The following is a 26,512-nucleotide window of genomic DNA, read 5'->3' on the forward strand; positions in this document are numbered from 1 at the left end:
AAACAGGGAGCTTTTTTGCCTATATCGGGGAATTGCATTGATAATATCAATGTAGACATTAAAATATTTAATATTTATATTGACATTATTAACAAATGTAATTATGATCTTAATTAAAGAGACGTTTTAAGCTAATTTGATATCGAGGTGAAAGGACCATGGATTATAAAATGCCGCATCGCTGTCCTGTATGTGATCATGAAATGCGGATTACAAAACTATCCTGTACACATTGCCCAACGAAAATTGAAGGAGAATTTAGTACCTGTAAATTTTGCCAGCTTCCCGTGGAACAGTTAATTTTCGTTGAGGCATTTATCAAATGTCGAGGTAATATTAAAGAAGTGGAAAAAGAGTTGGGTATTTCTTATCCCACAGTACGCAGCCGTTTAGACAGTGTTATTGAATCGTTGGGGTATCGAGTCGAAGAGAATATTGAACGTCAAGACACACAAGAGGAAACTCAGCGCCGGCAAGAGATTCTTGAAGCACTTGAGCGGGGCGAGATTACAGTACAGGAAGCAACACGACAAATACGAAAATTGGGCAAGTAAAGAAAGGAGCAAGGATAATGGGTGACGAGAAAATGAAGATTCTAGAAATGATTCAGGAAGGAAGAATAACTGCAGCAGAAGGAATGGATCTGTTAAAGGCTATTGAGGACGGGGATGGGGATAAAGAACTTTCACAACAGGTTAATTCGTCTATGGATCGTTTCTTACATGTTCGTGTTGTCGGAGAAAAGACGTTAAAGGTTAATGTCAATGTGCCGTTTAGCTTGCTGCGCTCTGCTTCCAAACTTATCGTCTATGCGCTAAGTTTCGTTCCCGAAGATAAACGTTCTGAATTCGAACGTAAGGGTATTGATTTACAAGCCTTAGATGTTGAAGGACTTATTCGTTTAGTCGAAGAAAGCGTGGATGGGAAGATCGTTGACGTCGAGACTGCAGATCCGCAAGAGGGAAGAATTAAGGTGGAAGTGTATGTGGAGTAACTCTGCACATTTTCTGACCGTTCGGGTAAAAGTACAAAGCCGCTGGGGTTTTACCTTCCCGGTATCTTTACGAGTTCTTAATGAATGGTTTGAAGCATTAAGCGATATAGCACGGGTTGGAGAAACGGTAATGAAATTTGTTCCCCTTCCTCAGGAAGGCGGGGCTAGAAGAAAGTTGAGCTGGTTTAAAACGCTTCTTCCAAGCAGAATGATTTCCTATACTCATATCCTTATAAAGGATATAAGCAACCATAAGGGATTTGATCTAGTCGATGTGGAAACCGGGGATGTTCAGGTTAAAGTAAGCTTAAGATAGTGAGGGGATAACATGAAAAAGTTGGTTTGTCGCGTTTTCATTAACACACTCGCTTTCTTGCTTGCGGCACAATTTTTGCCCATTGCGGCAGCAACGCCCATTCACTTCTTGGGCGCTGGTATAATTCTTGGACTTGTTAATCTGTTGTTTCGCCCAATTCTTATTCTTTTAGCTATCCCGCTCAACCTCTTAACCCTAGGCGTTTTCACTCTCATCATTAATACATGGATGATCCAGCTAACCAGCGGGCTTCTTCCCGGGTTTTACGTTCAAGGTTTTGGGGCTGCTTTGCTTACGTCCATCATTGTTTCCTTAGGGAATTATTTAGGGGATAAAGGGGTAAAAAGCCATTAAAAGTGTATTGATTTTTTTAATTCTTAATGTTATTGTATTAGTACACCAATGATGGGGAAGTAAAACCGGAGAACGACCTTAAAGAGAGCCGAGATGGGTGGAAACTCGGTAGGAACGGATCGGACAAGTGGACCCCTGAGGGCAAAGCGAAAAGGCTTAATGGCTTGAGTAGCTATTGACGCAAAGCCAGCGTTATAGGGCTAAGGGTGTGATGGCACTCTGCAAGTGAATGCATTTAGATGCATTAATTAAGGTGGTACCGCAGGTATAATTACGCCTGTCCTTTTATCTAAGGACAGGCGTTTTTTATTGGGGTACGAGCTTGGTTTCTATTCATAACCGCGGATGAATAGAATTGCAGAGAAGAACCCGAACAAATATATTTTGTAAAGGGAGGATTCTTCAATGAAAAAGAAATTGTCCAAGATTATGGCGGTCATGGTATCTCTGTTCTTAATGTTGTCTTTGACAGCCTGTTCCTCAAGTACCACCCAGACAACGTCAAAGGCTCAAACCCTGAAAAAAGTGGGTATTTTACAGGTGGTTGAACATCCCTCGCTGAATGAAATCAGGGAAGCGATAGTTAAAGAGTTAGGTGATAAAGGATTTAAAGATGGTGAAAACATTACGATTGATTATCAGAATGCTCAGGGTGATCAATCCAACCTAAAAACGATGGCGCAGAAGTTTGTTAATGGTAAGTACGATTTGATTATCGCGATAGCAACACCTTCAGCTCAAGCGGTGGTTAGTGAAACAAAGGAGATCCCGATTGTATTCTCAGCCGTTCTTGATCCGATTGGCGCAGGGGTTATCCAGAATTTCGAAAAACCAGGCGGCAATGTAACCGGTACGTCTAATGCCGTATCTGCAGAAAAAGTTATGGAACTTGCCAGTCAAATTACTCCAGGCATCAAAAAAATCGGGACGGTTTATAATCCAGGCGAATCTAATGCAGCATGGGTTATCAATAGTCTGAAGGAATATACAGCGAAGAATAATATAAACCTTGTTGAAGCAACCGTTACCAATTCTTCTGAAGTTCAACAAGCGGCCAATTCACTCGTGGGAAAAGTGGATGCGATTTTTATCCCCAATGATAATACAGTAGCTACTGCTATGCCGGTTGTATCTCAAATAGCTATTAAAGCAAAACTGCCGGTTTATGTTACAGCAGATTCCTTGGTCCGAGACGGAGGCTTAGCCACAAATGGCATAAACTATACAACATTGGGTCAAGAAACAGCTGACATGGCCGTTGAAGTTTTAAACGGTAAAAAGCCGGGTGATATTTCGGCAAAGACGATGAGTAAGATGAATGTCTACTTGAATAAAGATACCGCTAACGCGTTAGGGATCACTTTCCCTGAAGAGTTATTAAAGCAAGCTGTTCAAGTTGTTGAAAAGAAATAATATAAACGGATACCATTATAAAAGATGGCTAAATGCGAGAATGAAAATCGCACAAGCCATCTTTCCTTATGTACCCAGGTCTAATAAGGGGTACTTGATTTACTATAAAAAAGTTCTTTTTTATAAATGTATTATTGAACGCCAATCATTACTGAGCTGGCTTTGACAATAGCAACTGCATCGTCTCCAACTTTTAGGCCCAAAGAATCTGCTGATGTTGAAGTTATACTTGCAACAACAGACTGTCCGTTTATGTCTAAAACTACTTCAGTTGAAACAGGACCTTTTTTGATGTCTTTAATTTTACCTTTTAACTGATTTCTGGCTGATAATTGCATTAATTAATGCCTCCTATTTAATTATTCTAAAATAGTATGTACACAGTGGAGACAAATTATACAATAGTTGCACATTTTTCTGATATTGTGAAGCAATAACCGTCTTCGCATTATCCTCGTCGGTTTTCAAGTAATAGTTTCTTGTTAGGGGAGGAGATTCTTCGCTTGGCTCAGAATGACACGTCGGCTTTTCCCCGAATGATCACTTTATACGTTTTTTAAAAATTGATTTGTTCTCCCCATTTTATAGGCAAGTTTAATCATCTCTTGTTCTTCTTCGGTTATTTTTCGGGCATATATTTTTTCGAATTGCTGAAGAAGTTTATCGATGTCTATCACTCTTTTTCGTTGTTTTGGTCTAATTGCCCTATGGGATGGGTCATAGGGTTTTGGTTGAATCGAAGAATTATATACTTTTTTAAATATTTCAGCTGTATAAAAAGCATCATGAAGTGCATTGTGAAATGCATATGTTATTGGGATATGGAGTAACTCAACAGCATGTTGAAGACGTAATAAGTTTTTTTGAGAAAGATTGAAATGTGTGGAAACATAGGGTTGTAGGTTGATAACCCTTTTCGGTAAAAACCTGTGGCTTAATTGATGGTCATCGATATTTCTGAATAGTTCTGTTATATCAGACATGCCCCAAGTACAAAATATAGAATCGCTTTCGTTGATAAACGTTGTATACGCCTTATAAATCTTAGGAAAGGGTTCTTCTGTTAGAAGCTGCTGTGTGGTAATACCGGTCAATTCTGTGACAAATGGATTAATTCTTGTATAGAAGGTTGGCTTTACGTAACGGTTAAAAGTGCCTACGGTGTTAAATTCCAAATCTAATTTGATGGCACCCATTTGGATAATTTCGAAGGGATAGGGAGATCGTTTTCTATCAAAATTCTGTAAAGAAGAAACGTCTTGATTAAATTCTAAATCAAATATAATGAAAGGCATATTAGAACTCCTTAAACTACCTGATTTCTATTATTTTTGGCCGGATATAAGGATGCTATCCGCACCCGATTAAAAGGTCTTCCGGAACAACGGCTCTCTCGAACCGTAATATTCACCCCGCATCCTGAAGCTTGGACTCGGTGTTCATATTGCCAAGTCAGCGGAAGGCATGGAGTGTCAATAGATGAGTTGGTTGAATTCGGTAAGACCCTTACTATTTGTAGAGACTTTTTTATATAAGACTGATTTCCCCTTATTTTGCAAGTGCGATGTGAGATGATTAAGTTATCTTGAGATATATTAGAAAGGGGTAGACAATGATAAAAATGGAGTGCTTAGTAAATGAGTGTAAAACGGAGCTACAAAGAGTTCAGCTATTTCGCTTGAAACATAATTTTTTTGTGGTCGGATAGACACCTTAATCACGCGTCAGTAGGCTAAATGCCTGAAAATGGTGTTTATGCTTCGGGGTGATTTATCATAGTGCCTTTATAGGGCTCAGAAATTATTCCAACAAGGCGAATGTCATATAAATGTAAAATAGACGAAATAGGTGCGCAAATCCCTCTGAATTTTGAGAATTTGCGAAAAGAATTTACGGAAATTCGGTAGTTGAACAAAACCGCTAACGCGGTGGCTCTTAAGAAGGGGCCTTTTTTAGTTTTTAGAACTTATTGGGATACATTCATCTCTTACAGGTAAAAATATCCAAAAACCTGTAGAGGAGAATTAATTATGAGTGAATTAAGACGTAAGATGAAGGCAGATATGGAACTCAAGGGATATAGTCCAAGGACTCTTAGTTCCTACATTAAGAGGGTCGCAGGATTTGCCAATTACTTTGGGAAATCTCCGAATGACTTGGGCGAAGATGAGATAAAAGAATATCTTCATCATCTGATAACTCTCCCAAGAAGTGATTCCTATATCAACGGTGCTTATAGTGCCTTGAAGTTTTTGTATCAGGTAACATTGCAGAGAGAATGGAGCAGTCTTAGGATTCCAAGAACAAAGATGCGTAAGAGACTTCCGGAGGTACTCGCTACTTCTGAAATAAAAGAACTTTTAAAAGCCACATCGAACCTAAAGCATCGTACACTGTTAATGACAATTTATGCGGCTGGACTAAGAGTAAGTGAAGCTGCAAATCTCAAAGTGAATGATATAGATAGTAGACGTATGGTTATTAGAGTAAGACAAGGGAAAGGTAATAAAGATCGCTATACCCTCTTGTCTGAAGTAAATCTATCCTTACTTCGGACCTATTGGAAAGCATATCAACCCCAAATATGGCTATTTCCTGGAGTTACATCAGATAAACCCATTACAACACGAACGATTCAAAAAGTATTTCAAACGAGCAAAGAAAAAGCCAAGATCACGAAGAATGTTTCCGTACATTCCTTAAGGCATAGTTTTGCCACCCATCTATTAGAGTCTGGGACAGACATCTACCATATCCAAAGACTGATGGGACATAGTTCAACAAAAACAACCTCCATATATATTCACCTTAAACAAGAGAATATGCTCAAGATAAAAAGTCCAATTGATATTTGGAATTTCCAATGACCGAAGTGGCCGATATATTTAGAGAGTTCGGACCCAAGTATCGAAAAGCCCATAAACTGACCCAGCATACACATAAGGTTATGAATGCAATTGAACGTTGTCGAACATCCGCTATGGGTGGTCATGTTGAAGAGTGCGATACGTGTGGACACATTAAAATCTCATATAATTCATGCCGTAATAGACATTGCCCAAAATGTCAGGGGTTAGCACGTGAAAAATGGCTATTAGCCAGAGAAAGAGACTTGCTCCCCGTTGGCTACTTTCATATCGTCTTTACCGTTCCTAACGATTTAAATGCTTTTGCCTTAAGAAACCAGAAGGAGATTTATACGCTTCTTTTTAAAGCATCATCAGAAACACTCATGGAATTAGGAAAGGACTCCAAATATTTAGGGGCAGAAATCGGTCATATTTCAATACTACACACCTGGGGTCAAAACCTGATGGATCACCCTCATGTGCATTGTATTGTACCGGCAGGCGGGCTGTCCTTAGACGGAGAAAGATGGATTCATTCACGAAAGAATTTCTTCATTCCGATTAAAGTAATTTCGCGGGTTTACCGTGGAAAATTCATGGCGTATTTTAAAGAAGCTTGCCAAAAAGGGAAGATTAAATTTGAGGGTGAACTTCAAAGATTTGTGAATACAGAAGAACTTAAAGTTCTAGTAAACGCGCTATACCAGAAGGAATGGATTGTTTATTGTAAAGAACCGTTTAGTAACCCAATGAAGGTCATGGAATATCTAGGGCGCTATACTCATCGCGTCGCTATATCCAATGAGAGAATCATAGGAATTAAGAAGGGTCGAGTAAGCTTTAAGTGGAAGGACTATGCAGATCAGAATAAACATAAAACGATGGAGTTAGAGGGTGAGGAATTTATACGTCGATTTTTATTGCACGTATTACCGCTTAAATTTGTTAAGATCAGGCATTATGGAATTCTCAGTAATCGAAGTAGAAATATAAAACTAACAAGATGTCAGGATATATTTGAAATTAAAAAAGAGAAGCGAGCAGAGACAAAGCATACCTGGGAAGAGTTACTTCTGCAGATTAAGGGTATAGATGTTCGAAGTTGCCCAATCTGTCATAAGGGTAAAATGATTAAAAAGGAACTTATATTGCCTAAGGCCTATTCTCCACCAACAAAGTCTATTGCTTAAACTTGACACAACTAACCTAAAATAAGTCTGCTCTTTTTAGAAAATAGGGTGAATTGAAGGTAATTAGCTAGACAGTAGCGAAATATTCTACAGGATATTCCAGGTTGGGTAGATTTAAACAGTTTTATAACAGTCAAGAGCAAGTCTCATCTTTTTTTAAACGAGGGGTCTCCAAGATTGAAATCCCATAGAGCGCTGTGGCGGCATCGTTCAACAAGATTGTATCTGAAATTGAGAATGGGGCTAAATTATTGATCTATGCTAAAACTTGCTCAATTTCAGATACAATCCTATGACGTTCTACGACATATCGTGCAAGGCCGCGCCGTCCATGGCGCGGGTGAAAATTATGGGGTACTGCTTCGCAGTTGTAGTATTAAGCTCAAAAACTGAACATTAAGTTATAATGGACACTGACTTATTTTAAAGGTAGATAAATTTCAAAACTTAATAACAAAATGCTGTATAGCAATGAAAGGAGTATGAATTCCTTGAATGAATCCAGACAATCCCCTTCTTTGACGAAGAATCTTCAACATTTTATGCGTCAGTATCCCCTATTCTCTTTCTTTTTTATGGCATACGCTTTTTCATGGATTATACTTATTCCATATATCTTATCTCAGTGGAATATTTTACCTAATAAAAATATTTTTATGGTTTTCTTTGCTCTCAATGCATTCGTTGGGCCATACCTTTCAGCCTATATTATGGGTCGCATAACTGAGGGAAGAGACAGTTGGCTTAATATGAAAAAACGTTTTCGCAGGTTTAAAGTTAGTTGGCCTTGGTATGCTTTCATCTTATTTGGAATTCCTCTGGTGATGATGCTCGGGATTAGTATCCTTCCCGGAGCCCTGGCCAGTTTTCAGGGGTTTCCGCCTGGATTTCCTGCTAAATATATCATTTACTTTGTGATTGTTTTCTTTGGTGGCGGGCCGCTGGGTGAAGAAATTGGTTGGCGAGGATTTGCTCTGCCACGAATGCAAGCTCGATATGGCGCTCTGCGGGCGACGCTTCTCCTCGGAGTTCTGTGGACTTTTTGGCATCTGCCTCATTTTCTTACAACGGCCCAAAGGGGTGGCCCGGGTTCCAGTCTGTCCCTTCTTTATGTTAATTTGCCTATTTTCCTGCTACTGGTCATGTCCATCGCTGTAATTATGACCTGGGTTTTCAACCATACAAAGGGGAGTCTATTCATTGCTATGTTATTGCATACCAGTATAAATACGTTTAGCCTGATTCTGGCACTTTTTTCTGCTCCGATTGTAACAAGAACTGATTTACCGGTAGCGATCGGATTGGGTATTCTGGCAATCGCAATTCTCATTTTTACGGGAGGTAAACTTGGCTACCAGACAGATAAGGAACAGATTCAACCCACTATTGGAAATAATAAATTTACTTCTTAAATCTCATATCCAACTATTTGGTTTAAATCTAACTTATCAATTGTTTGAGAGAATGCGCTGCTTCATTGAACATACTTTTCTTATTTTGTAGAAGTTTTTACAGATTATGTTTAAGGAAGCGCCGTCCATGGCGCTGTCTGAGTCACGGGGCACGATACGTCGTAGAAACCAGCTAATTGCTGTCAAGGAAAAGTTTCTTTAGACTAACGTTGAGAAAAATAGGGTATAGCAAAGCTGGCCTACATAATGTAAGCTCAAAAAAACATGTAAATAAAAGGGATTTCTAAGTCTGCAGAGAATTGTTATTTAGAACCAGAAAAAGGCCGTTGTGAGGATAGAATCCCATAGATCATCCTTAGCATTTTGTTAGCCGTGGCTATTATGGCGACCTTAGCCGGTTTACCTTCGTTTAATTTACGAACATAAAAGTCTCTGAGAATTGGGTTTAAGGGGCCGCCTGTTCTATTGCTGATCCCAGCCACAGTGGCCTGGTAGAGCGCTTTTCTAAGATAGGGTGACCCTCTCTTGGATATCTTGTTATGACTCGATTTAAACTTTCCCGATTGAAAGACAGAAGGGTCAATGCCTGCAAAAGCGACCAGCTGTTTTGAGCTCGGGAATCTCTTAATATCACCAATTTCAGCGAGAATGGTGGTGGCTGTAGCCTCTCCTACGCCAGGAATTGAACGGAGAAGAGGATAATCCGGGGAAAAGTTTGCCCAATAGACCATTTGAGCCCGTATATCGGTCAGAACGTTTTGTTGGGATACGAGGAGGTTAATATACATCCTTAAAACCCGTATGTTAGACTGTTGGGCGCGGTTAGAAGGCAAACTTTCCTGGGCAGCTAATATAAGTTCATCCGTTTTAAGCTCGTACCAGCTTTTAGACTTCTTCGCAGGTTTAAGACATTCGATAATCTGGTCTCGGCTAGCCGATAAAATAGCTGTTGGTGAAGGAAAAGAAGAAAGAATGCTTAAAGCAGTAGGGCTACATAAGTGAGCAAACACCGATTCAAACTTCGGAAACAGAAGGTCTAAAACAGATTGGAACCGAAGCTGAGTTTCAGTATATAACGTATTGAAACCATCATATTGGCGGCAAAGGTTCTGTAACTCTAGGATATGCTCTTCAAGAGGTTTGGCCTCGGTAAACTGATTTAAATAGTAAACCTGGGCAATCCGATTCGTATCAATAGGGTCAGTCTTAACCTTGCGAACGGATTTCTTTTTCTCAGCGTGAGTTTGGAGAGGATTTAGAACAACAACCTTATAACCCGCATCTTGAAAGTAAGCCGAAATCGGCTTGGAGTAGTTACCCGTGGCTTCCATAACCACGTGAGGACGTTTACCGGTTTCACATTCTAGTTTAATTAGCCTCTCAGTTAATCGAGACATATCACGAGGTGAATGGGAGAAAGAAAAGGGTTTGGTCAGTGATTCCTGATAACGTTTAAATAAAGTAGCCACACTCTTAGACTTAGAAACATCAATGCTTAGAACAGGAACATCAATCATGGAAAACCTCCCTTTTTACCGGGTTCCGTCTTTAAACAACCACCCTTAGGTTCGCATTGTGATACGGGCTCAAGGCCCAACCAGCTCAATCAAGGTATTGGAGTTAAAGAAGGCTTGAACAGTTTATACGACGGGATCAAGGTCCCAACAGCGCGTACGTTCTTTACCCAGTTTTCTTCAGTATAAAGGAACACAAAAGAAAAAAGTCCATACCCAGATTGAACTGGTTATGAACCTATAATACGAACAGCAGGTTCCCGCCACTTAGAACAAGATGGATGTGGTTAGGACGCAGCGGGAACCTGCGGAACGTTATCGGACATTTCCTGCAGGACCGCCCGCCGTCCATGGCGGGGTTAAGTAGGAGAAGAAGTATAAATCGAGTTACTATTTGGAGGAATTTTGATTGATAAGGGAAATACAGAAAAAGGATTCAGTAGATTTTCTAAATATGTTGTTGCATTTAGATAAGGAAACAAAAACAATGATGTTTGAGCCGGATGAAAGACCTAAAGACGTTAAACAAATAGAAGATATGATAGAACAATATAGTCAAACTCATTCATTGCTGTTGATTGCCAGCGAAGACGATAAAGTTGCTGGTTTCCTTTCGGCTGAAAAAGGTTGTTACAACAGAATAAGGCATACGGCATATATAGTTGTAGGAATATTACCTGAATATCAAGGAAAAGGAATAGGAACAAGCTTTTTTAATATGTTAGAAGAGTGGGCAATTAAAAACAAACTGACTAGATTGGAACTAACCGTAATGACTCATAATCAGGGAGCCATCCACCTTTATGAAAAGAATGGATTTCAAATTGAAGGGTTAAGATCGAAATCTATGATTGTAGATGGTCAATATATAGATGAATATTATATGGCTCGGCTTTTGGAAAGGCATAGTTCGAAATAATTATTATAAAAAGATCAATCGGCTGAGAAAAGTGTCTAGGGGCGCGCCGTCCATGGCGCTCTGGCTTCGTGGGGCAGGAAACGTCAGATAACAGAGGATTACCGTAACTTTGCCAAGATGAATGTGGCAATGGCGCTACGGTAATCCTCGGGACGTTATATGTCATTACGCTATCGGAGTGGAATTTGGGGAGGTTTATTTTTTGGGAGCTAAGCTCATGTCCCGAAGAGCATTTATCGTAGGTGGGATTGCAACATTATCCTATCTATATTTCGATCTTCATTCTATTGCAGTAAAACGATATACCATTGCGGTTTCTAGACTACCAAGTGATTTTCGGGGGTTCACTATTCTCCATTTAACTGATTTGCATAATAAGGAATACGGAGAGGGTCAAAGGCATCTACTAGAGTTGATTAACCGACTGCACTTTGATGCAGTTGCAATTACAGGTGATTTAGTCGATAAGAGTAGCCCTAATATTGAACCAGCAATAGCATTGGTTAAAGGGTTACAATCTAAACCTATATTTTTTGTTCCGGGAAATCATGAGTGGTGGACAAACTTCCAAATCAAATCACCATTGGAGGACCATGGCGTACGAATATTGGAAAATGGGAGTTTCAAATATGCTAGGGGCAATTTTCATCTATGGATAATTGGTGTTGACGACCCTTATCTCGGAAGAGATAAGTTAGATAAGGCGCTTTCAGGAATCGTGGATTCTGTACCCAAGGTTTTATTAGCGCATGCACCAAACATTTTTTCCAAAGCCGTTGAAAGTAATCTCGATTTAATTTTGGTGGGGCATACGCACGGTGGACAAGTTAGACTTCCATTAGTTGGTGCAGTGATTGCACCCGGGCAAGGGCTTTTTCCTAAATTAGATTATGGCCAATTTACTTCTGGTACTACAAATATGATTATCAATGGTGGTTTAGGGGAAAGCGTTTTACCAATAAGATTTTACAATAGACCGGAAATTGTTTTAGTGACGTTAGTTACCTCTAGCTAGCCTTGTGGGAGGCGTAACGACATATAACACAGTGTTCCCGCAACTAGAGGATGATGCATGCGGTTGGGACACTGCGGGAACACAAAAACGTTATACGAAACCGTACGCAAGGCCGCGCGTCCATGCGCGGACGTCCATGAATCTCCATTTAGTCGTACTTCGCGTTAACATAAATTATGCGAAACGATGATTACAAGATGAACACGAAGGAGTGGTACAATGAATATTATATCGATCAAAGAAAACCCAAAATATAAGGACAAAGCAATTCAATATTTTCAAAGCAAGTGGGCTAATGAAGGTAGTTTAATGGTATATGAGGACTGTATTACTAATTGCATAACAACAACTAATCCTTTGCCACAGTGGTATTTGTTAGAGCATGATGGAGATATTATTGGCTGTGCAGGACTTATTACCAATGATTTCATTAGTAGAATGGATCTGTATCCTTGGGTTTGTGCTGTATTTATTGAAGAAAAATATCGTGGCAATGCTTTTGGATCATTGTTACTGGATAAGGCAAAGAAAGATGCAAAGCAGGGTGGTTTTTCCCATTTGTATCTTTGCACCGACCATATTGGATATTATGAAAAATATGGTTTTAGCTATATTGGACAAGGCTACCACCCTTGGGGAGAAAGTTCCCGGATTTATGTAGCAGATTTATAGGATTTGGTTCTAAGCAGTTAGGTCTTTCAAGTGATCCAGGGGGCCGCCGTCCATGGCGGCCTCTGCATTCGGGGGCGTACGGCATCGGATAACAGCTAATTAACGACATTGCCTTTGTCACGGCATTTGCAGTTTCAAGAAGGATTCAGAGGCAAATGCCGCGCCAATCCCTACGGGCCGGCAACGTCGGTAATTCGCAGGACGTTATCCGAAACCGAACGCAGGGACGCGCGTCCATGCGCGGATTTTTGGGGAATGGCTTTGTAGCTATTTCATATTAGTATTTTATTGAGTATAAATGGGATAGGGTATAAAAAGAAAGTTTAAAAGTATTGGGGATGGGTTTAAATGAATTTAAAGCCAATTGGCATTTCCGCATTACTGATATTAATAATTTTCTTGCTATATAATACTGTGGGAGTTGGTATAGCTACACTTATATTTGCAATAATCTTTTTGGTTCAGGCTATCTTATTTAGCATTAAACCAGACTACTACGATAAGTTTTTAAGCTTTATGAATCCAGGATTATATAGTGCATACAGTGAAAAAGGTAGTGACTTCATCAAGAAAAAGCGAAGGATGAATATAATAGGTTATTACGTCCTTTCTGCTATCACAGGATTTAATGCATTCCTGCAAATAAGGTTAATGACAAGAATAGATACAAGACCTTTATTTAATATGAGGGAACTTTTACTCTTTGCACTAGTAATTTTGGGCTTAATTTTTTTAACAAATTATATTTCCATTTTAACAATGAAGAAGGCCAAAACTGCTAATGAGGATTTAGCGTGGAATATTATTTTAGGAATTGCATTTGCTATTATTTTGCTTGGCTTTATAAGTTTTTATATTTTACGACCAATAATCTGAGATTCGCTACCAGTTTTGGCGTAATAGTTAGTCGGGATATTCTCATGTTATACAGTTTGCTTCAAAGGGCCGCCGTCCATGGCGACCTCTGAATCTGGGGGCGTACGGCATCGGAACAGAGTATTCCCTACATTGCCTTTGTCACGGCATTTGCAATTATGGCCGGGGAAGTAAGTGGCAAATGCCGCGCCAACCCTACGGGACGGCAACGTCGGGAATACTCAGGACGTTATACGAAACCGTACGCAAGGTCGCGCGTCCATGCGCGGATTTATTGAGAAAAGACGTTGTAGTAATATACTAATACTAAGGTTAACCTCAGCAGAGAAATCCTAAAAGAAATATTTTTTATGAATAGAGGTAAGCGGAATGTCAGTAACAGATTTTCGAGCGGCTCAAAAATGGTCAAAACTATCCCAGGATTTAAAGCATAGGCTTCTAGGAAATGTATTTTGTTCGAGTTGCGGAGTGACCACTATCGTTGATTACACTTTACACGATGATAAATCTGGCATCCTAATTAAGGGTAAATGCAATAAATGTGGTATGGATGTAGCTAGGCTTGTTGAGGATGAATAAACCAAGAAAACTTATGCTTAATAAGAATTACATACCATCGATAACTAGCGAAGATGATGAAATTTTTTAAAATGGAATTTTTAAATTTAACATTTCAAGGATAATGGAGCATATCATCACTGGAAAGTTAGATGCGGAAAAAGAATTAGTTAATATTCCCGAATGGTTCGAGATGCATAACTACAATGTTGTTAATGAGGATCACTTACCATCAGCTGATATAACAAAGCCCGTTATACAAGCAGAAATTCGACCAGGCATTTTTCAAATAATTGATGGAAACCACCGGGTAGAAAAGGCGTACCGTGATAAAGTTGACTATATAAAATCATATAAACTTAAAGGTGAGCAGCTTATAGCATATTTTATTGATGTCCGAGGATGTAAAGCATTTATAGAGTATTGGAATTCAAAACTTTAATTCCCGTAATCGGCATAAGGGGCCGCCGTCCATGGCGGTCTCTGGCTTCGTGGGGCGCACGGCATCGTATAACACAGCATTCCCGACACTTGACAATATGAAAGTAGAATGACGCGTCGGGAATGCTTAAACGTTATCCGAAACCGTACGCAAAGACCGCGCGTCCATGCGCGGAGCATTGGAAGTTAAGATAAGTATGTTGACTTCATAATCTAACATGAGAAGTGTTTTGGTATTGGATTATAGGGAGGATAAGATGGAAACTGAAGCATTAATTCTAGAAAAACTTCATCAACTAGAAGAACGCTTACTGCGACCAGAAATTCGTAGTTCTAAGGAAGAGCTAATGATTCTTCTTGCAGATGACTTTGTTGAGTTCGGAAGTTCGGGACGTATATTTTACAAACAACAGATTACTGAAGCATTAACACATAGCTTAACGGAACATATGAAATTAATGGATTTCCAAGTAAAAATTTTGGCATCGGATGTAGTATTAACAACTTTTCGTGTAGTAAAGCCTAATGAACCAAGAGAAGCAATGAGAAATTCATTACGAAGCTCGATCTGGAAGTTTTTCGATGATAGATGGCAAATGGTTTTTCATCAAGGAACGCCCCAACAATGGAACACATTATGTAAATTTAGTAATTATACGTAATCAACCTATTACGGAGGTTCAAGGGGCCGCCTTCCATGGCGGCTTCTGAATCTGGGGCGTAAGGCATCGGATAAACCAGCTAATTGCTGTCAAGGAAAAGTTTCTTTAGACTAACGTTGAGAAAAATAGGGTATAGCAAAGCTGGCCTACATAATGTAAGCTCAAAAAAACATGTAAATAAAAGGGATTTCTAAGTCTGCAGAGAATTGTTATTTAGAACCAGAAAAAGGCCGTTGTGAGGATAGAATCCCATAGATCATCCTTAGCATTTTGTTAGCCGTGGCTATTATGGCGACCTTAGCCGGTTTACCTTCGTTTAATTTACGAACATAAAAGTCTCTGAGAATTGGGTTTAAGGGGCCGCCTGTTCTATTGCTGATCCCAGCCACAGTGGCCTGGTAGAGCGCTTTTCTAAGATAGGGTGACCCTCTCTTGGATATCTTGTTATGACTCGATTTAAACTTTCCCGATTGAAAGACAGAAGGGTCAATGCCTGCAAAAGCGACCAGCTGTTTTGAGCTCGGGAATCTCTTAATATCACCAATTTCAGCGAGAATGGTGGTGGCTGTAGCCTCTCCTACGCCAGGAATTGAACGGAGAAGAGGATAATCCGGGGAAAAGTTTGCCCAATAGACCATTTGAGCCCGTATATCGGTCAGAACGTTTTGTTGGGATACGAGGAGGTTAATATACATCCTTAAAACCCGTATGTTAGACTGTTGGGCGCGGTTAGAAGGCAAACTTTCCTGGGCAGCTAATATAAGTTCATCCGTTTTAAGCTCGTACCAGCTTTTAGACTTCTTCGCAGGTTTAAGACATTCGATAATCTGGTCTCGGCTAGCCGATAAAATAGCTGTTGGTGAAGGAAAAGAAGAAAGAATGCTTAAAGCAGTAGGGCTACATAAGTGAGCAAACACCGATTCAAACTTCGGAAACAGAAGGTCTAAAACAGATTGGAACCGAAGCTGAGTTTCAGTATATAACGTATTGAAACCATCATATTGGCGGCAAAGGTTCTGTAACTCTAGGATATGCTCTTCAAGAGGTTTGGCCTCGGTAAACTGATTTAAATAGTAAACCTGGGCAATCCGATTCGTATCAATAGGGTCAGTCTTAACCTTGCGAACGGATTTCTTTTTCTCAGCGTGAGTTTGGAGAGGATTTAGAACAACAACCTTATAACCCGCATCTTGAAAGTAAGCCGAAATCGGCTTGGAGTAGTTACCCGTGGCTTCCATAACCACGTGAGGACGTTTACCGGTTTCACATTCTAGTTTAATTAGCCTCTCAGTTAATCGAGACATATCACGAGGTGAATGGGAGAAAGAAAAGGGTTTGGTCAGTGATTCCTGATAACGTTTAAATAAAGTAGCCACACTCTTAGACTTAGAAACATCAATGCTTAGAACAGGAACATCAATCATGGAAAACCTCCCTTTTTACCGGGTTCCGTCTTTAAACAACCACCCTTAGGTTCGCATTGTGATACGGGCTCAAGGCCCAACCAGCTCAATCAAGGTATTGGAGTTAAAGAAGGCTTGAACAGTTTATACGACGGGATCAAGGTCCCAACAGCGCGTACGTTCTTTACCCAGTTTTCTTCAGTATAAAGGAACACAAAAGAAAAAAGTCCATACCCAGATTGAACTGGTTATGAACCTATAATACGAACAGCAAGTTCCCGCCACTTAGAGGATGATGCAAGTAGTCAGGGTGCAGCGGGAACCTGCGAAACGTTCTACGACATATCGTGCAAGGCCGCGCCGTCAATGGCGCGGGTGAATATTATGGGGTATTGCTTCGCAGTTGTAGGAAAATGTGCAACAACCATATTAACTTGAAATATTATAATTATGGGAGGATTAAATCCATATCAACTGATTATTCCAAAGACAAAATAGAATATAAATTTAGTTTATATTAAGGCAATCAGTGAGTATGGTAAAAGGAGGGATTTTTATGTATAAGTTAGGAGAAGTGTTATTATTAATATCAGTAGCAATATTTATACTTAGTGGTGGCGGTATTATCGTTAATATTATCCCTAAAAACAGTCCAATAATTGCCCCATTATGTGTAATAGCATTAATTTTGCTTGGAGCAGGAGCAATTTTAAAGAAGAAGTACAAATAGTGCTAATTTGTATTTAATTACATTATCCTAAAAGTATTCATTTCCCGATAAATGAGTTAGTGAATACTTTTCTGATGTTGCGACTTAACATTTAATAGCACTAGCGTTCTTATTGAAAGAATGCCGGTGCTATTTTAATAATCTTCTTTATAGGATGTAATTCTCTATTAAAAAGACAATCCCCGGTTTGTGGAGAAAGTCTAAGCTATTTAAATGTAAAAACTATTTTATATTATCTCTTAATAAGCATATACTAAAATGTAAAGGATATTTTACATTTTAGAAGGAGATGCTGTTATGAAAGGTTTTAGAAAAATGGATGAAATGGAGAAATACATTTCATTCAAATGCGTATTTTGGACTTATGGTTATATGGTAGCTTTTCTTGTAGTTTGGGTGGCTATTGACCTATTTAACAAAGTATCAGCTAGTGTACCATTATTTTTGTTTGTAACACAAATGTTGGTTCAGAATGTTATTCGATTTACTTTAGAAAGACAAATGGATGGAAAGAATGAATAACAGAATTAGGGAATTGAGAAAAACAAAAAATATGACACAAGAGGAACTAGCCAAAATATCAGGTGTTACACGTCAAACAATAAATGCAATAGAAAATAGCAAGTATAATCCAACTCTTGAACTAGCTATTAAATTAGCAAGGTTACTTGGTGTCCATATTGACGAGCTATTCATATTGGAGGGCTAAAATCAGATGTAACGCATTGGTACTATAAAAGCACAAGTAAACAATCCAGATAAATGGATTGGATGCTTGTGCTTATTTACTTATAATAAGGGAAAATGGCCTGGCGTATTGCGCATTTGGATTTCGCATCCGTAGAAAAATCAGCCAGCCATCCCCTTGTTATGAGCATTCGGTTAAGCAGGTTGAAACCAGTGAGGCTTTCGTGTAACTAACCAATATGAATGGGTAATAAGCGAGGATGGATGCCAAACACAAATATTTGGAGGAGTAGGATGATCAGCGTAGGGATTGATGTTTCAAAGGGGAAAAGTACAGTTTGTTTTATGAAGCCATATGGAGAGACGTTGCATAGGCCATTTGAAGTGAAACATACGGAAAGTGACTTGAAACACCTGGTAAATCAGATTAAAACTCTAACAGAGGAAGCCCGTGTTGTCATGGAATCGACTGGAGCCTATCACTTTCCGGTATTAACCTATCTGAAAGAACATGGTATTTTTGTCACTGTTGTTAATCCGTTAGTCATGCACAAGTATGTAAATGTGGCCATTCGTAAAGGTAAGACAGATAAACTAGATGCCATTAAGATAGCGAATTTTGGTTTGGATCACTGGTTTCATCTTGTAGACTACACGCCAACGGCAGATGTGTATGATGAATTAAAAACGCTTAATCGACAATACTTAAACTACTTGTCTATGCGTATCCAGGCGAAACTAACGCTGACAAATCTTCTGGATCGAACAATGTCGGGGATTAAAACTCTCCTTTGGAATCGCTCTGATGCACCGGAACGGGATAAGTTATGTCACTTTGTTAATGAATATTGGCATTTTGACAGCATTACGTGTATGCCCGAGGATCAATTTATCGACAACTATAATGAATGGGCAAAAAGTAAAGGATACCGAGCCAGTACGAAGAAAGCGAAGAAAATCTACGCTCTTGCACTGGATGGCATCCCCACTTTGTCTTCCAATACGCCATCGACCAAAATGCTCGTAAAGGAAGCCGTTAAGGTCTTGCAAATGATAGACACGACCCTTGTCAGTATTCTAGCACGCATGAGAGAATTGGCAAAGTCTTTGAAGGAATATGAGGTCGTCATGTCAATGCCCGGAGTGGGTGAGATACTTGGCCCAAGGCTTATTGCAGAAATAGGAGATGTTCGACGTTTTCATAGTGCCGGAGCATTGATTGCTTTTGCCGGTCTCGATGCACCACCGTTTCAGTCAGGCAACTTCACTGGTACAAAGCGAAGTATATCTAAACGTGGTTCGTCTTCCTTACGTAAAACGGGATATGAAATAATGACCTATATAAAGATTCATAAGCCGTCTGAAGATAATGCAGTTTACCTTTATATGCTCAAGAAAGAAACCGAAGGGAAACCTAAAAAAGTTGCTAAAATCGCTGCGTTAAATAAGTTTCTACGGATTTACTATGCCAGAGTGAAGGAGATATACGCGGAAACATAATTCCTTATATAAGTACCGGCGAGCAGTTGAAATCGGCCAGCCTGTGCCTTTAGGTCTGGTCTATTTTGTTATACCCGTTCAACTATGAGAGGTTAACTAAAGTATAAAACCTGAACATCAAAGCAAGACTTGACATGGGGGCGATGGATGCTACCCTAGATTAAAGGGATGGGGCTTACTTGAGAGGAATTTTTTAAAATAAGGGTTGATTTTTATTAGCAGGATTTTTCTTATTTTGCGACACTACAATACGCTAATTGGTAACCAATTAACCTCCCTTTTAGTATATTAAGTGAGTATAAAATGCAGTGAAATTTACCAATAATAAATATAAACTATAATAGGGAGGGCATTTTAATGAATTGGTTATCAAAAACAGCCTTAATACTGGTAATTATCGGAGCTATAAATTGGCTGTTGGTCGGTGTCTTTCAATGGGACCTTGTGACTGCTCTTTTCGGCGGAGACACATTTAGAGCCTCATCTGGATTAAGTAGGATAATTTATACACTAGTTGGTATAGCAGGTCTTTACTCTATTTCTTTCCTTTTTACTGATAATGAAGTTAGGTAAATAAATAGATACATTATTTCGGAGTGGTCACCTTCAGATACCTTGTTTCTTTACTCATATTAGGAACAGTTTCATATTACTGTGGTTTCGATAACGTTAACTCGTATTTTCATACATTAAACTCTCATTAAGTAAAGGCACTCTAACGGGTGCCTTTACTTAATGAGAGTTTAATTTTTCTGGGTTCCTCTTTGAAGTTTTTGAATACAACAACGGAACCCCTTATTCTTGAAAGAACGATCCTCTTATATTTTTTCAGAAGGAATTAAGCCATGAAGAGAGAAACATCTTATCAACCGGCAGATTTAAAAAATAGAGATAAGCAATAGAAAATAAAAGAAGGATTAAAGCGCGTAAAGAAAAGGAGAATTCTAAAATGAAAGATCAATCTCATTCGGTTGAAGAGATCTTAAAAAAACGGGTATCTATGCGTCAGTATGCAGAGCGGGACTTAAGTGAAGAGGATATAGAGTGGATCATTGAAGGAGCAAGGCGAGCTCCAACCGCTGGGGGCATGATGCTCTATTCAATTATCGCCGTAAAAGATCCAGCGAAAAAGCTAATTCTGAGTGAAACGTGTGATCATCAACCCTTTATTGCTAAAGCACCGTTAGTCATGATTTTCGTTGCGGATTATCAGCGCTGGTTTGATTATTTTCAACTCTCCGGGGTTGAGGAATATTGTCAAAAAACGGGACGGAAATTTAAGGAACCCAGTGAAGGCGATTTATTCCTCGCCTGTTCCGATGCGCTTATTGCCGCCCAAAATTCGGTTATTGCTGCTGAAGCTCGCGGCATTGCGTCCTGCTACATTGGTGATATTATGGAAAATTACGAAAAACATCGTGAACTTTTGAATTTACCACCCTGGGCCTTTCCAATCGCTATGCTTTGTTTTGGCTATTATCCAGAAACTAAACGCCCAGATCCTCGATCCCGCTTCGATCCAAAATATTTTGTGTATAATGAGGCGTATCAAAGGCTGAGCCCTGATGAGCTGAGAGAGATGTTCCAAGAGGAGGAAAACTCTTTTCCCAAGAATAATCCTTTCAAGGCTGAGAATGCTGCCCAATGGATCTATGCTCGGAAAGCCGGGAGTGATTTTGCAGCGGAAATGACGCGGTCAATTCGTGAAGCTTTAAAGAGTTGGCAAGAGAAGAATAATTACAAAAGTGAATAACACGGTTGTAAATCTTAGGAAGGAATTATATAATATATAAAACGTTAAAATTGGAATGACGGGTATCTTGTCGAGTGAGCCTTTATTAGGGCTAAGTTGGGTGGTAACACGCGAGGATAACTTCTCGTCCCTGCAGGGATGAGAAGTTTTTGTTTTGCTTACACTACAAATGCCAAAAGACTAAATTGGGTAGATTTAATAGATTTGATAGATGAAGAGTGGTCAGGATAAAAGGAGGACACAAGGATGAATTTACCTTTAGTTGGTTTGAAAGATGAAAGAACGCAAGTTAAGGTAAAAAACATAGTGTTTGGTGGAAATGAAGTGATACTGATGGGCGGTCCCTGCGCAGTAGAGTCGGAATCACAAATGCATGAAGCGGCGAAGGCAGTGAAAGCCGCGGGGGGAAAAGTCCTAAGGGGAGGAGCCTTCAAGCCTCGTACCTCTCCATATAGTTTCCAAGGACTTGGGAAAGAAGGACTTTATTATTTAGAGGAGGCTGCCGCTGAACAGGGCTTGTTGACTATTTCGGAAGTCGTGGATGAGAAAAGTTTAGAACTCATGGTGGATCGAGTCGATATTTTCCAGATTGGTTCGCGGAATATGCAAAATTTCCAGCTTTTAAAATTGATGGGTGAGTTACGGAGGCCAGTCGTTTTAAAACGGGGTTTATCAGCAACGATAGAGGAGTGGCTCAATGCAGCAGAATATATTTTAGCGGGTGGAAATTCCCAAGTTATTCTTTGTGAACGGGGAATTCGGACGTATGAACCCAGTACTAGAAATACTTTGGACTTAAGTGCAGTAGGTCTGGTAAAGGAACTTACGCATTTGCCCATTATCATTGATCCCAGCCATGCTGCAGGGAGAAGAGATTTAATTCCCTATTTGGCGAAGGGGGCAATTGCGGGAGGTGCGGATGGATTACTGATTGAAATGCATCCGCATCCCGAAGCGGCGAAAAGTGATGGGGACCAATCTTTGACCCCAGATCAATTTAATCAACTTTCTGAAGAACTTGTACCGATTGCTAAAGCCGTAAATCGCAAGCTGATTCGTTCTAACGATTTAGAGGGGCTCGATGATTTGCAGATTTTAAGAAACAGAATAGATAAGATTGATCGAGATATCGCCGAACTGCTTGCGGAAAGAATGAATACTACTCGAGAAATGGGTAAGCATAAAAGCCCAGGTCATATTCGAGATGGGATAAGGGAACATGAAGTGATGGAGCAACTACAGGAGTGGGCGAATAAAGTAGGATGTCCTGTGGAGGTTGTGTTGAAGGGTAAAAAGGCTCAGAAAGCGGAAAAGGCAATTTAAGAATAGGAAGAGTAATTGAAACTAATATTGCAATGATTTAAATTGTATACTATAATATGCGTATACCCCGTAAGGGTACATGAGCATAAAAAATCTTATGCATGTTGATATTATAAGAATAGGTATGAGGGTAGGAACGAAAGGAGATTTTTGAATGGCTATTGTAAAATCAATCTCAGAACAAGAGGCTGAAGGCGAAGTTAAAGCAGTATACGAACAAGTAAAGCCAATGTCGGGAGGAGTTGTGCCCCCTACTTTTCAGGCTATGGCAAATCATCCAGAGTATATGAAACTCGTTTTGCAGAAAATGCAAACAGTCATGGGTTCACCTGAATTAGATAAGAAAACAAAACTTGCGATTGCTTTTGCTATCTCAATCTTGAATAATTGCGAAATGTGCATTACGATGTATTCAAAACAGCTAACGGATGCTGGTTTTACGGACAAACAAAAGGTCGAGATCCTCTCCGTTATTGATTTGGTTGGATCCATGAACCACTTTAATAATGGGATGCTGATTAAACCTGGGAAATAATGAATTCAAGGTTTTTTAGAGTAGATATTTCGGTTGGAAGAATTTCTTCCAACCGATTTTTTGTACTTTCAGAATTTGGGGTGCTATAATAAATTATTAATGTTATGAGCAAGGGGTATAAAATGCACAATTCACAGCAGCCGTTAAAGCATAGAAAAACAAAAGTGAATCAAACTTCTTTTAAAGTTACAGAACCGACGGAATTGATGCCATTTCTTTCTCAACAATTGCCGGATCAAGGAAGAAACAATATTAAGTCGCTTTTAGCACATCATCAGATTCTTGTAGATGATGAAATGGTATCTCAATATAATCATCCTCTTGTAATCGGTCAGCAGGTGTCGGTGATTTGGGGCAAAGTGCGCAAAGAAAATCAACCTCGTGGATTAGAAATCCTGTTTGAAGATGATTATCTTATTGTTGTCGTTAAAGAGGCGGGGCTACTATCCATTGCTACAGCTAAAGAAAGAGAACAAACGGCATATAGCATCTTGAGTGACCATGTTAAAAAGAAAGATGCTAAAAATCGAATTTTTATCGTTCATCGACTGGATCGAGATACGTCGGGGATTATGCTCTTTGCCAAAAGTGAAAAAGTTAAAAAGTTGTTGCAAGAGAGCTGGAAGGATGCCGTTGAAGAGCGGAGATATATCGCGATTACGGAAGGACCCGTTACGAAACCCGAAGAGACAATCACGTCTTGGCTTAAGGAGAGCAAGGCGTATATCATGTATTCAAGCCCAACCCCGAATGGGGGACAAAAGGCGGTTACCCACTACAAGGTTCTGAAGAAAAACAAAAATTACTCGATGCTTGAAGTCGAATTGGAAACGGGTCGGAAGAATCAGATCCGTGTTCATATGCAAGATCTCGGACATCCTATTATTGGCGATAAGAAGTATGGCTCATTGAAGAATCCCATACGACGTTTAGGGCTTCATGCTCGAGTGCTGGCTTTTCGACATCCGATAACGGGTGAGGATGTTCGCTTTGAGACAGAGATCCCGAAAGAATTCTTAAGTCTATTTAACTAGAAGAGATACCTCAAAATCACAGTATTGTGATTTTGAGGTATTCACATTTTTAGGAAGGATTATTTTTCCTTTAAAACGAATATGAAATAGTAGATTATGCTTTAAGCTAAAGGAGAATATGGATGGCCCAGTTAGAGTATCGTTTGCTGGACGAAGAAAATGGATTTCCCGCACTATATGGGTATGAGCAGATCCAGAAGGAAGAGATCATTGCAAGATGCTTATGCGATTATTTCATCAAAGAAGGTATTGTTTATGAACTCACTTCATCTGCCAAAGAAGAATCTCTGCAAGTTATCTATGTCAAGAAAGTGGAGGATAAACCCCATCCTCAGACACCAGGGCAAATCAAGGGCATGGGATTTATTCTTTTAGAGCTTCGGGAGTTCCAAGAGGAAGCAGACTCTTACCCCATTATGAAGACTCTTGAATTTGGAAATATGCAGGATCTTCTTCTTTACGCGGTTAGCCTATATATTAATTTTCAGGACAGTGAATGGGAAAAAACCTCATTTGAAATCGATGAGGATCGAGAAATTTTCTGCTTGTATCTTAAGCAATCAGTGAAGGAAGAAGGGGTAAAGTGACCAAGACACAACGAATGGTCGGGATTTTTTTGTCAACAGCTCTTGTGGTCGGCGTCGTCGGTTATGGATCGAAGCAGATAGCACAAGGTGAACCTGAATCCGAAGCACAAGTGAGTAATGGGGAAAATAACGATTATCAAGGTGGAGGCGGATTTTTCTCAAGCTTTTTTGGTCCGTTTGGACCGTTTGGACCGTTTGGTCCCTTCGGGTTTTTTAGCGGTCGTTCTTCAGGCTATTACTCCGGTTACAATTCGGGAGTATCCTCGGGAACCGCGGGTAGTGTGAAAAATCCAGCAACGGATTCCGCTACAGGAACCTCAGATACGAGTGCTAAAACTCAATCGAATAATGCGGGGATAGCGGGGACCTCTCCGTGGGGAAAGTCAGGTTCTACAAGTTCTAACAGCTCGTCCTCGACATCTTCAAGTTCTAAAAGCGGGATTTCGAGTGGCAGCCATGGTGGAATTGGAAGCAGTGGAGGAACGAGTGTAAGCTAAAAATGAAGGGGAGTTAAGCTGTGAACAGGGGGAATTACCCGGAGGTCCGTGAACAATTTTATGGTTCGATTCGCGAGGTTTTCTCATGGGACTGGATTGATGGAAATGAGTATGGCTTAGCTGAAATGCACTACATCACCCCTGAGTTTCGAAAGGAAGTCGCCTATGCAACAGAAGAACTGGGGAAGATCTATGCTAAAACGGTATTGAGGGTTCAACAAAGCCCAGATAATCTACTCGAAATGCTAGGTATTCCTATAGAAGCTTTCGCGGCAATCAGACTTCCGATTATGCCAGACATTCCGACGCTGATTGGTCGCTTTGATTTTGCGAATACCCCTCAGGGGATTAAAATGCTTGAGTTTAATGCGGATACTCCAACGAGTGTGGTTGAAGCATTTTATGTTAATGGGAAGGCTTGTGAATTTTTTGGCGCAGGAGATCCTAATGAAGGTCAGGAACAAGAAATCACAAGGGCATTCCAGAAAATCCTGAAGCGTTATCACGACTTCGGGTATGAAACTGAAAATATTATTTTTAGTTCTTTGGACTGGCATGAGGAAGATAGGGGAACAGTACACTATTTATTGAAAGTGTCTGGAGTTTCAGGCTATTTTGTTCCTTTGGAAAATCTCCGAGTCGTTGAGGATGAACTTCATGCCTTAATTGAAGGTGAATATCGGAAAGTTGATGTTTGGTACCGGTTGCATGCCCTTGAAAAGTTAGCTGAAGAGAAGGATGAAGATGAATATCCTACCGGAGCTCATGTACTGGATATGATCTCTCGTGGAAAATTAGCAATTATCAATCCTCCTTCAGCATTTATTGCCCAGACAAAGGCCTTGCAGGCTTTGATCTGGGGGCTACATGAAGCGAAAGAGTTCTATACAGATTCTGAGCAAACCATAATTGAGCGTTATATGCTCCCGACTTATATGGAAAATCCTTTCTTAGGGCAAGAAGCATTTGTCGCCAAGCCCATTTATGGACGCGAAGGGGGAGCAGTCAGTATTTTTCAGGCTGACGGTTCGGTTTTGGAAAAAGACCAAGATGAGTTTTATTGGGAACAACCGATGATCTATCAAAAGTTCGTGGAAATGGAAGAGGTTGAAAGTATGACTGTATCCGGACCCTATAAGGGACGGTTACTTTGGGGTTCTTTCCTTATTGGAGGGAAAGCTTCTGCTCTTAGCGCACGAATTGGGGAACGAATTACCGGGAATTTATCGTACTTTCTACCTTCCGGATATTATAGAAGACTTGGCTACTGACAAGCGT

At 39.9% G+C, this 26,512-nt stretch carries 31 protein-coding genes and 1 other annotated feature; of the genes, 27 read left to right on the top strand and 4 right to left on the bottom strand.

Going from position 1 to position 26,512, the window contains the following annotated elements; genetic code table 11:
- Window positions 1–158 precede the first annotated feature (158 nt).
- The 5 genes from DESME_RS03190 (at window position 159) to DESME_RS03210 (ending at window position 3,077) form a co-directional block, all read left to right on the top strand.
- A complete protein-coding gene (locus DESME_RS03190; protein ID WP_006715304.1) occupies window positions 159–554 on the top strand; it encodes a DUF2089 domain-containing protein in 396 nt (131 codons plus the stop codon).
- A 17-nt stretch (window positions 555–571) separates the two neighbouring features.
- Window positions 572–994, top strand: a complete 423-nt coding sequence (locus DESME_RS03195; protein ID WP_006715303.1) for an SHOCT-like domain-containing protein — start codon at window positions 572–574, stop codon at window positions 992–994.
- Window positions 984–1,310, top strand: a complete 327-nt coding sequence (locus DESME_RS03200) for a hypothetical protein (RefSeq protein ID WP_006715302.1) — start codon at window positions 984–986, stop codon at window positions 1,308–1,310. Before DESME_RS03195 ends, DESME_RS03200 begins: the two co-directional genes overlap by 11 nt.
- A gap of 12 nt (window positions 1,311–1,322) precedes the next feature.
- On the top strand, window positions 1,323–1,664 hold the full coding sequence (locus DESME_RS03205) for a phage holin family protein (RefSeq protein ID WP_006715301.1): 342 nt from the start codon (window positions 1,323–1,325) through the stop codon (window positions 1,662–1,664).
- Window positions 1,665–1,703: 39 nt separating this feature from the next.
- Window positions 1,704–1,952, top strand: a binding site (T-box leader).
- Window positions 1,953–2,069: 117 nt separating this feature from the next.
- Window positions 2,070–3,077, top strand: coding sequence for an ABC transporter substrate-binding protein (locus DESME_RS03210; RefSeq protein WP_006715300.1), 1,008 nt, complete (start codon window positions 2,070–2,072; stop codon window positions 3,075–3,077).
- Window positions 3,078–3,208: 131 nt separating this feature from the next.
- On the opposite strand, the gene DESME_RS03215 is transcribed toward DESME_RS03210, so the two are convergent.
- Window positions 3,209–3,415 (bottom strand): TOBE domain-containing protein, encoded by a 207-nt coding sequence (locus DESME_RS03215; RefSeq protein WP_006715299.1) that lies wholly within the window; start codon window positions 3,413–3,415, stop codon window positions 3,209–3,211.
- A gap of 207 nt (window positions 3,416–3,622) precedes the next feature.
- Window positions 3,623–4,372 carry a 3'-5' exonuclease gene (locus DESME_RS03220; protein WP_006715298.1) on the bottom strand — a complete coding sequence of 250 codons (750 nt, stop codon included), beginning with the start codon at window positions 4,370–4,372 and terminating at the stop codon, window positions 3,623–3,625.
- A 735-nt stretch (window positions 4,373–5,107) separates the two neighbouring features.
- Here DESME_RS03220 and DESME_RS03225 point away from each other — a divergent pair.
- The 3 genes from DESME_RS03225 to DESME_RS03235 all read left to right on the top strand — a co-directional run bounded on the left by DESME_RS03225 (window position 5,108) and on the right by DESME_RS03235 (window position 8,528).
- Window positions 5,108–5,944 carry a tyrosine-type recombinase/integrase gene (locus DESME_RS03225; RefSeq protein WP_006715297.1) on the top strand — a complete coding sequence of 279 codons (837 nt, stop codon included), beginning with the start codon at window positions 5,108–5,110 and terminating at the stop codon, window positions 5,942–5,944.
- Entirely contained in the window at window positions 5,941–7,116 is a 1,176-nt protein-coding gene (locus DESME_RS03230; protein WP_006715296.1) for an IS91 family transposase, read from the top strand. The genes DESME_RS03225 and DESME_RS03230 overlap by 4 nt, the downstream gene beginning before the upstream one ends.
- A gap of 749 nt (window positions 7,117–7,865) precedes the next feature.
- Window positions 7,866–8,528: a CPBP family intramembrane glutamic endopeptidase gene (locus DESME_RS03235; protein WP_202962884.1), complete on the top strand. Its 663-nt coding sequence runs from the start codon at window positions 7,866–7,868 to the stop codon at window positions 8,526–8,528.
- A 302-nt stretch (window positions 8,529–8,830) separates the two neighbouring features.
- On the opposite strand, the gene DESME_RS03240 is transcribed toward DESME_RS03235, so the two are convergent.
- Entirely contained in the window at window positions 8,831–10,045 is a 1,215-nt protein-coding gene (locus tag DESME_RS03240; protein ID WP_006715294.1) for an IS110 family RNA-guided transposase, read from the bottom strand.
- A 406-nt stretch (window positions 10,046–10,451) separates the two neighbouring features.
- On the opposite strand from DESME_RS03240, the gene DESME_RS03245 reads away from it, so the two are divergent.
- From DESME_RS03245 to DESME_RS03275, 7 genes are all read left to right on the top strand, one after another.
- Entirely contained in the window at window positions 10,452–10,961 is a 510-nt protein-coding gene (locus tag DESME_RS03245; protein ID WP_006719166.1) for a GNAT family N-acetyltransferase, read from the top strand.
- A gap of 217 nt (window positions 10,962–11,178) precedes the next feature.
- Entirely contained in the window at window positions 11,179–11,976 is a 798-nt protein-coding gene (locus tag DESME_RS03250; RefSeq protein ID WP_006719167.1) for a metallophosphoesterase, read from the top strand.
- Window positions 11,977–12,195: 219 nt separating this feature from the next.
- The gene (locus DESME_RS03255) at window positions 12,196–12,648 is read left to right on the top strand and encodes a GNAT family N-acetyltransferase (RefSeq protein ID WP_006719168.1); all 453 of its coding nucleotides are present in this window, start codon (window positions 12,196–12,198) and stop codon (window positions 12,646–12,648) included.
- A 348-nt stretch (window positions 12,649–12,996) separates the two neighbouring features.
- Entirely contained in the window at window positions 12,997–13,524 is a 528-nt protein-coding gene (locus tag DESME_RS03260) for a hypothetical protein (RefSeq protein WP_006719169.1), read from the top strand.
- A gap of 369 nt (window positions 13,525–13,893) precedes the next feature.
- On the top strand, window positions 13,894–14,103 hold the full coding sequence (locus tag DESME_RS03265) for a hypothetical protein (protein ID WP_006719170.1): 210 nt from the start codon (window positions 13,894–13,896) through the stop codon (window positions 14,101–14,103).
- Between the two features lie 103 nt (window positions 14,104–14,206).
- Window positions 14,207–14,524: a hypothetical protein gene (locus tag DESME_RS03270; RefSeq protein WP_006719171.1), complete on the top strand. Its 318-nt coding sequence runs from the start codon at window positions 14,207–14,209 to the stop codon at window positions 14,522–14,524.
- Between the two features lie 256 nt (window positions 14,525–14,780).
- Complete coding sequence (locus DESME_RS03275; protein WP_006719172.1) at window positions 14,781–15,185, top strand: nuclear transport factor 2 family protein; 405 nt, start codon at window positions 14,781–14,783, stop codon at window positions 15,183–15,185.
- 209 nt (window positions 15,186–15,394) lie between these two features.
- Here DESME_RS03275 and DESME_RS03280 read toward each other — a convergent pair whose 3' ends face one another.
- Window positions 15,395–16,609, bottom strand: a complete 1,215-nt coding sequence (locus DESME_RS03280; RefSeq protein WP_006715294.1) for an IS110 family RNA-guided transposase — start codon at window positions 16,607–16,609, stop codon at window positions 15,395–15,397.
- A gap of 535 nt (window positions 16,610–17,144) precedes the next feature.
- Between DESME_RS03280 and DESME_RS15850 the strand changes: the two genes are divergently transcribed.
- From DESME_RS15850 to DESME_RS03335, 12 genes are all read left to right on the top strand, one after another.
- Window positions 17,145–17,318, top strand: a complete 174-nt coding sequence (locus DESME_RS15850; RefSeq protein ID WP_006715293.1) for a hypothetical protein — start codon at window positions 17,145–17,147, stop codon at window positions 17,316–17,318.
- A 297-nt stretch (window positions 17,319–17,615) separates the two neighbouring features.
- The gene (locus DESME_RS03285; RefSeq protein WP_006715292.1) at window positions 17,616–17,840 is read left to right on the top strand and encodes a hypothetical protein; all 225 of its coding nucleotides are present in this window, start codon (window positions 17,616–17,618) and stop codon (window positions 17,838–17,840) included.
- Complete coding sequence (locus tag DESME_RS03290; protein WP_006715291.1) at window positions 17,833–18,027, top strand: helix-turn-helix transcriptional regulator; 195 nt, start codon at window positions 17,833–17,835, stop codon at window positions 18,025–18,027. The genes DESME_RS03285 and DESME_RS03290 overlap by 8 nt, the downstream gene beginning before the upstream one ends.
- Window positions 18,028–18,299: 272 nt before the next feature.
- Entirely contained in the window at window positions 18,300–19,505 is a 1,206-nt protein-coding gene (locus tag DESME_RS03295) for an IS110 family RNA-guided transposase (RefSeq protein WP_006715290.1), read from the top strand.
- 357 nt (window positions 19,506–19,862) lie between these two features.
- The gene (locus tag DESME_RS03300; RefSeq protein WP_006715289.1) at window positions 19,863–20,078 is read left to right on the top strand and encodes a DUF378 domain-containing protein; all 216 of its coding nucleotides are present in this window, start codon (window positions 19,863–19,865) and stop codon (window positions 20,076–20,078) included.
- 376 nt (window positions 20,079–20,454) lie between these two features.
- Window positions 20,455–21,258, top strand: a complete 804-nt coding sequence (locus tag DESME_RS03305; protein ID WP_006715288.1) for a nitroreductase family protein — start codon at window positions 20,455–20,457, stop codon at window positions 21,256–21,258.
- A gap of 246 nt (window positions 21,259–21,504) precedes the next feature.
- On the top strand, window positions 21,505–22,581 hold the full coding sequence (locus DESME_RS03310) for a bifunctional 3-deoxy-7-phosphoheptulonate synthase/chorismate mutase (protein WP_006715287.1): 1,077 nt from the start codon (window positions 21,505–21,507) through the stop codon (window positions 22,579–22,581).
- Between the two features lie 154 nt (window positions 22,582–22,735).
- The gene (locus DESME_RS03315; protein WP_006715286.1) at window positions 22,736–23,116 is read left to right on the top strand and encodes a carboxymuconolactone decarboxylase family protein; all 381 of its coding nucleotides are present in this window, start codon (window positions 22,736–22,738) and stop codon (window positions 23,114–23,116) included.
- A gap of 122 nt (window positions 23,117–23,238) precedes the next feature.
- Complete coding sequence (locus tag DESME_RS03320; RefSeq protein WP_006715285.1) at window positions 23,239–24,150, top strand: RluA family pseudouridine synthase; 912 nt, start codon at window positions 23,239–23,241, stop codon at window positions 24,148–24,150.
- A gap of 122 nt (window positions 24,151–24,272) precedes the next feature.
- A complete protein-coding gene (locus DESME_RS03325; RefSeq protein ID WP_006715284.1) occupies window positions 24,273–24,737 on the top strand; it encodes a hypothetical protein in 465 nt (154 codons plus the stop codon).
- Entirely contained in the window at window positions 24,734–25,234 is a 501-nt protein-coding gene (locus DESME_RS03330; RefSeq protein WP_006715283.1) for a hypothetical protein, read from the top strand. Before DESME_RS03325 ends, DESME_RS03330 begins: the two co-directional genes overlap by 4 nt.
- Before the next feature lie 20 nt (window positions 25,235–25,254).
- The gene (locus DESME_RS03335) at window positions 25,255–26,505 is read left to right on the top strand and encodes a glutathionylspermidine synthase family protein (protein WP_006715282.1); all 1,251 of its coding nucleotides are present in this window, start codon (window positions 25,255–25,257) and stop codon (window positions 26,503–26,505) included.
- The last annotated feature ends 7 nt before the right edge of the window (window positions 26,506–26,512 follow it).

The sequence above is a fragment of the Desulfitobacterium metallireducens DSM 15288 genome, from assembly GCF_000231405.2.
Classification (GTDB): domain Bacteria; phylum Bacillota; class Desulfitobacteriia; order Desulfitobacteriales; family Desulfitobacteriaceae; genus Desulfitobacterium_A; species Desulfitobacterium_A metallireducens.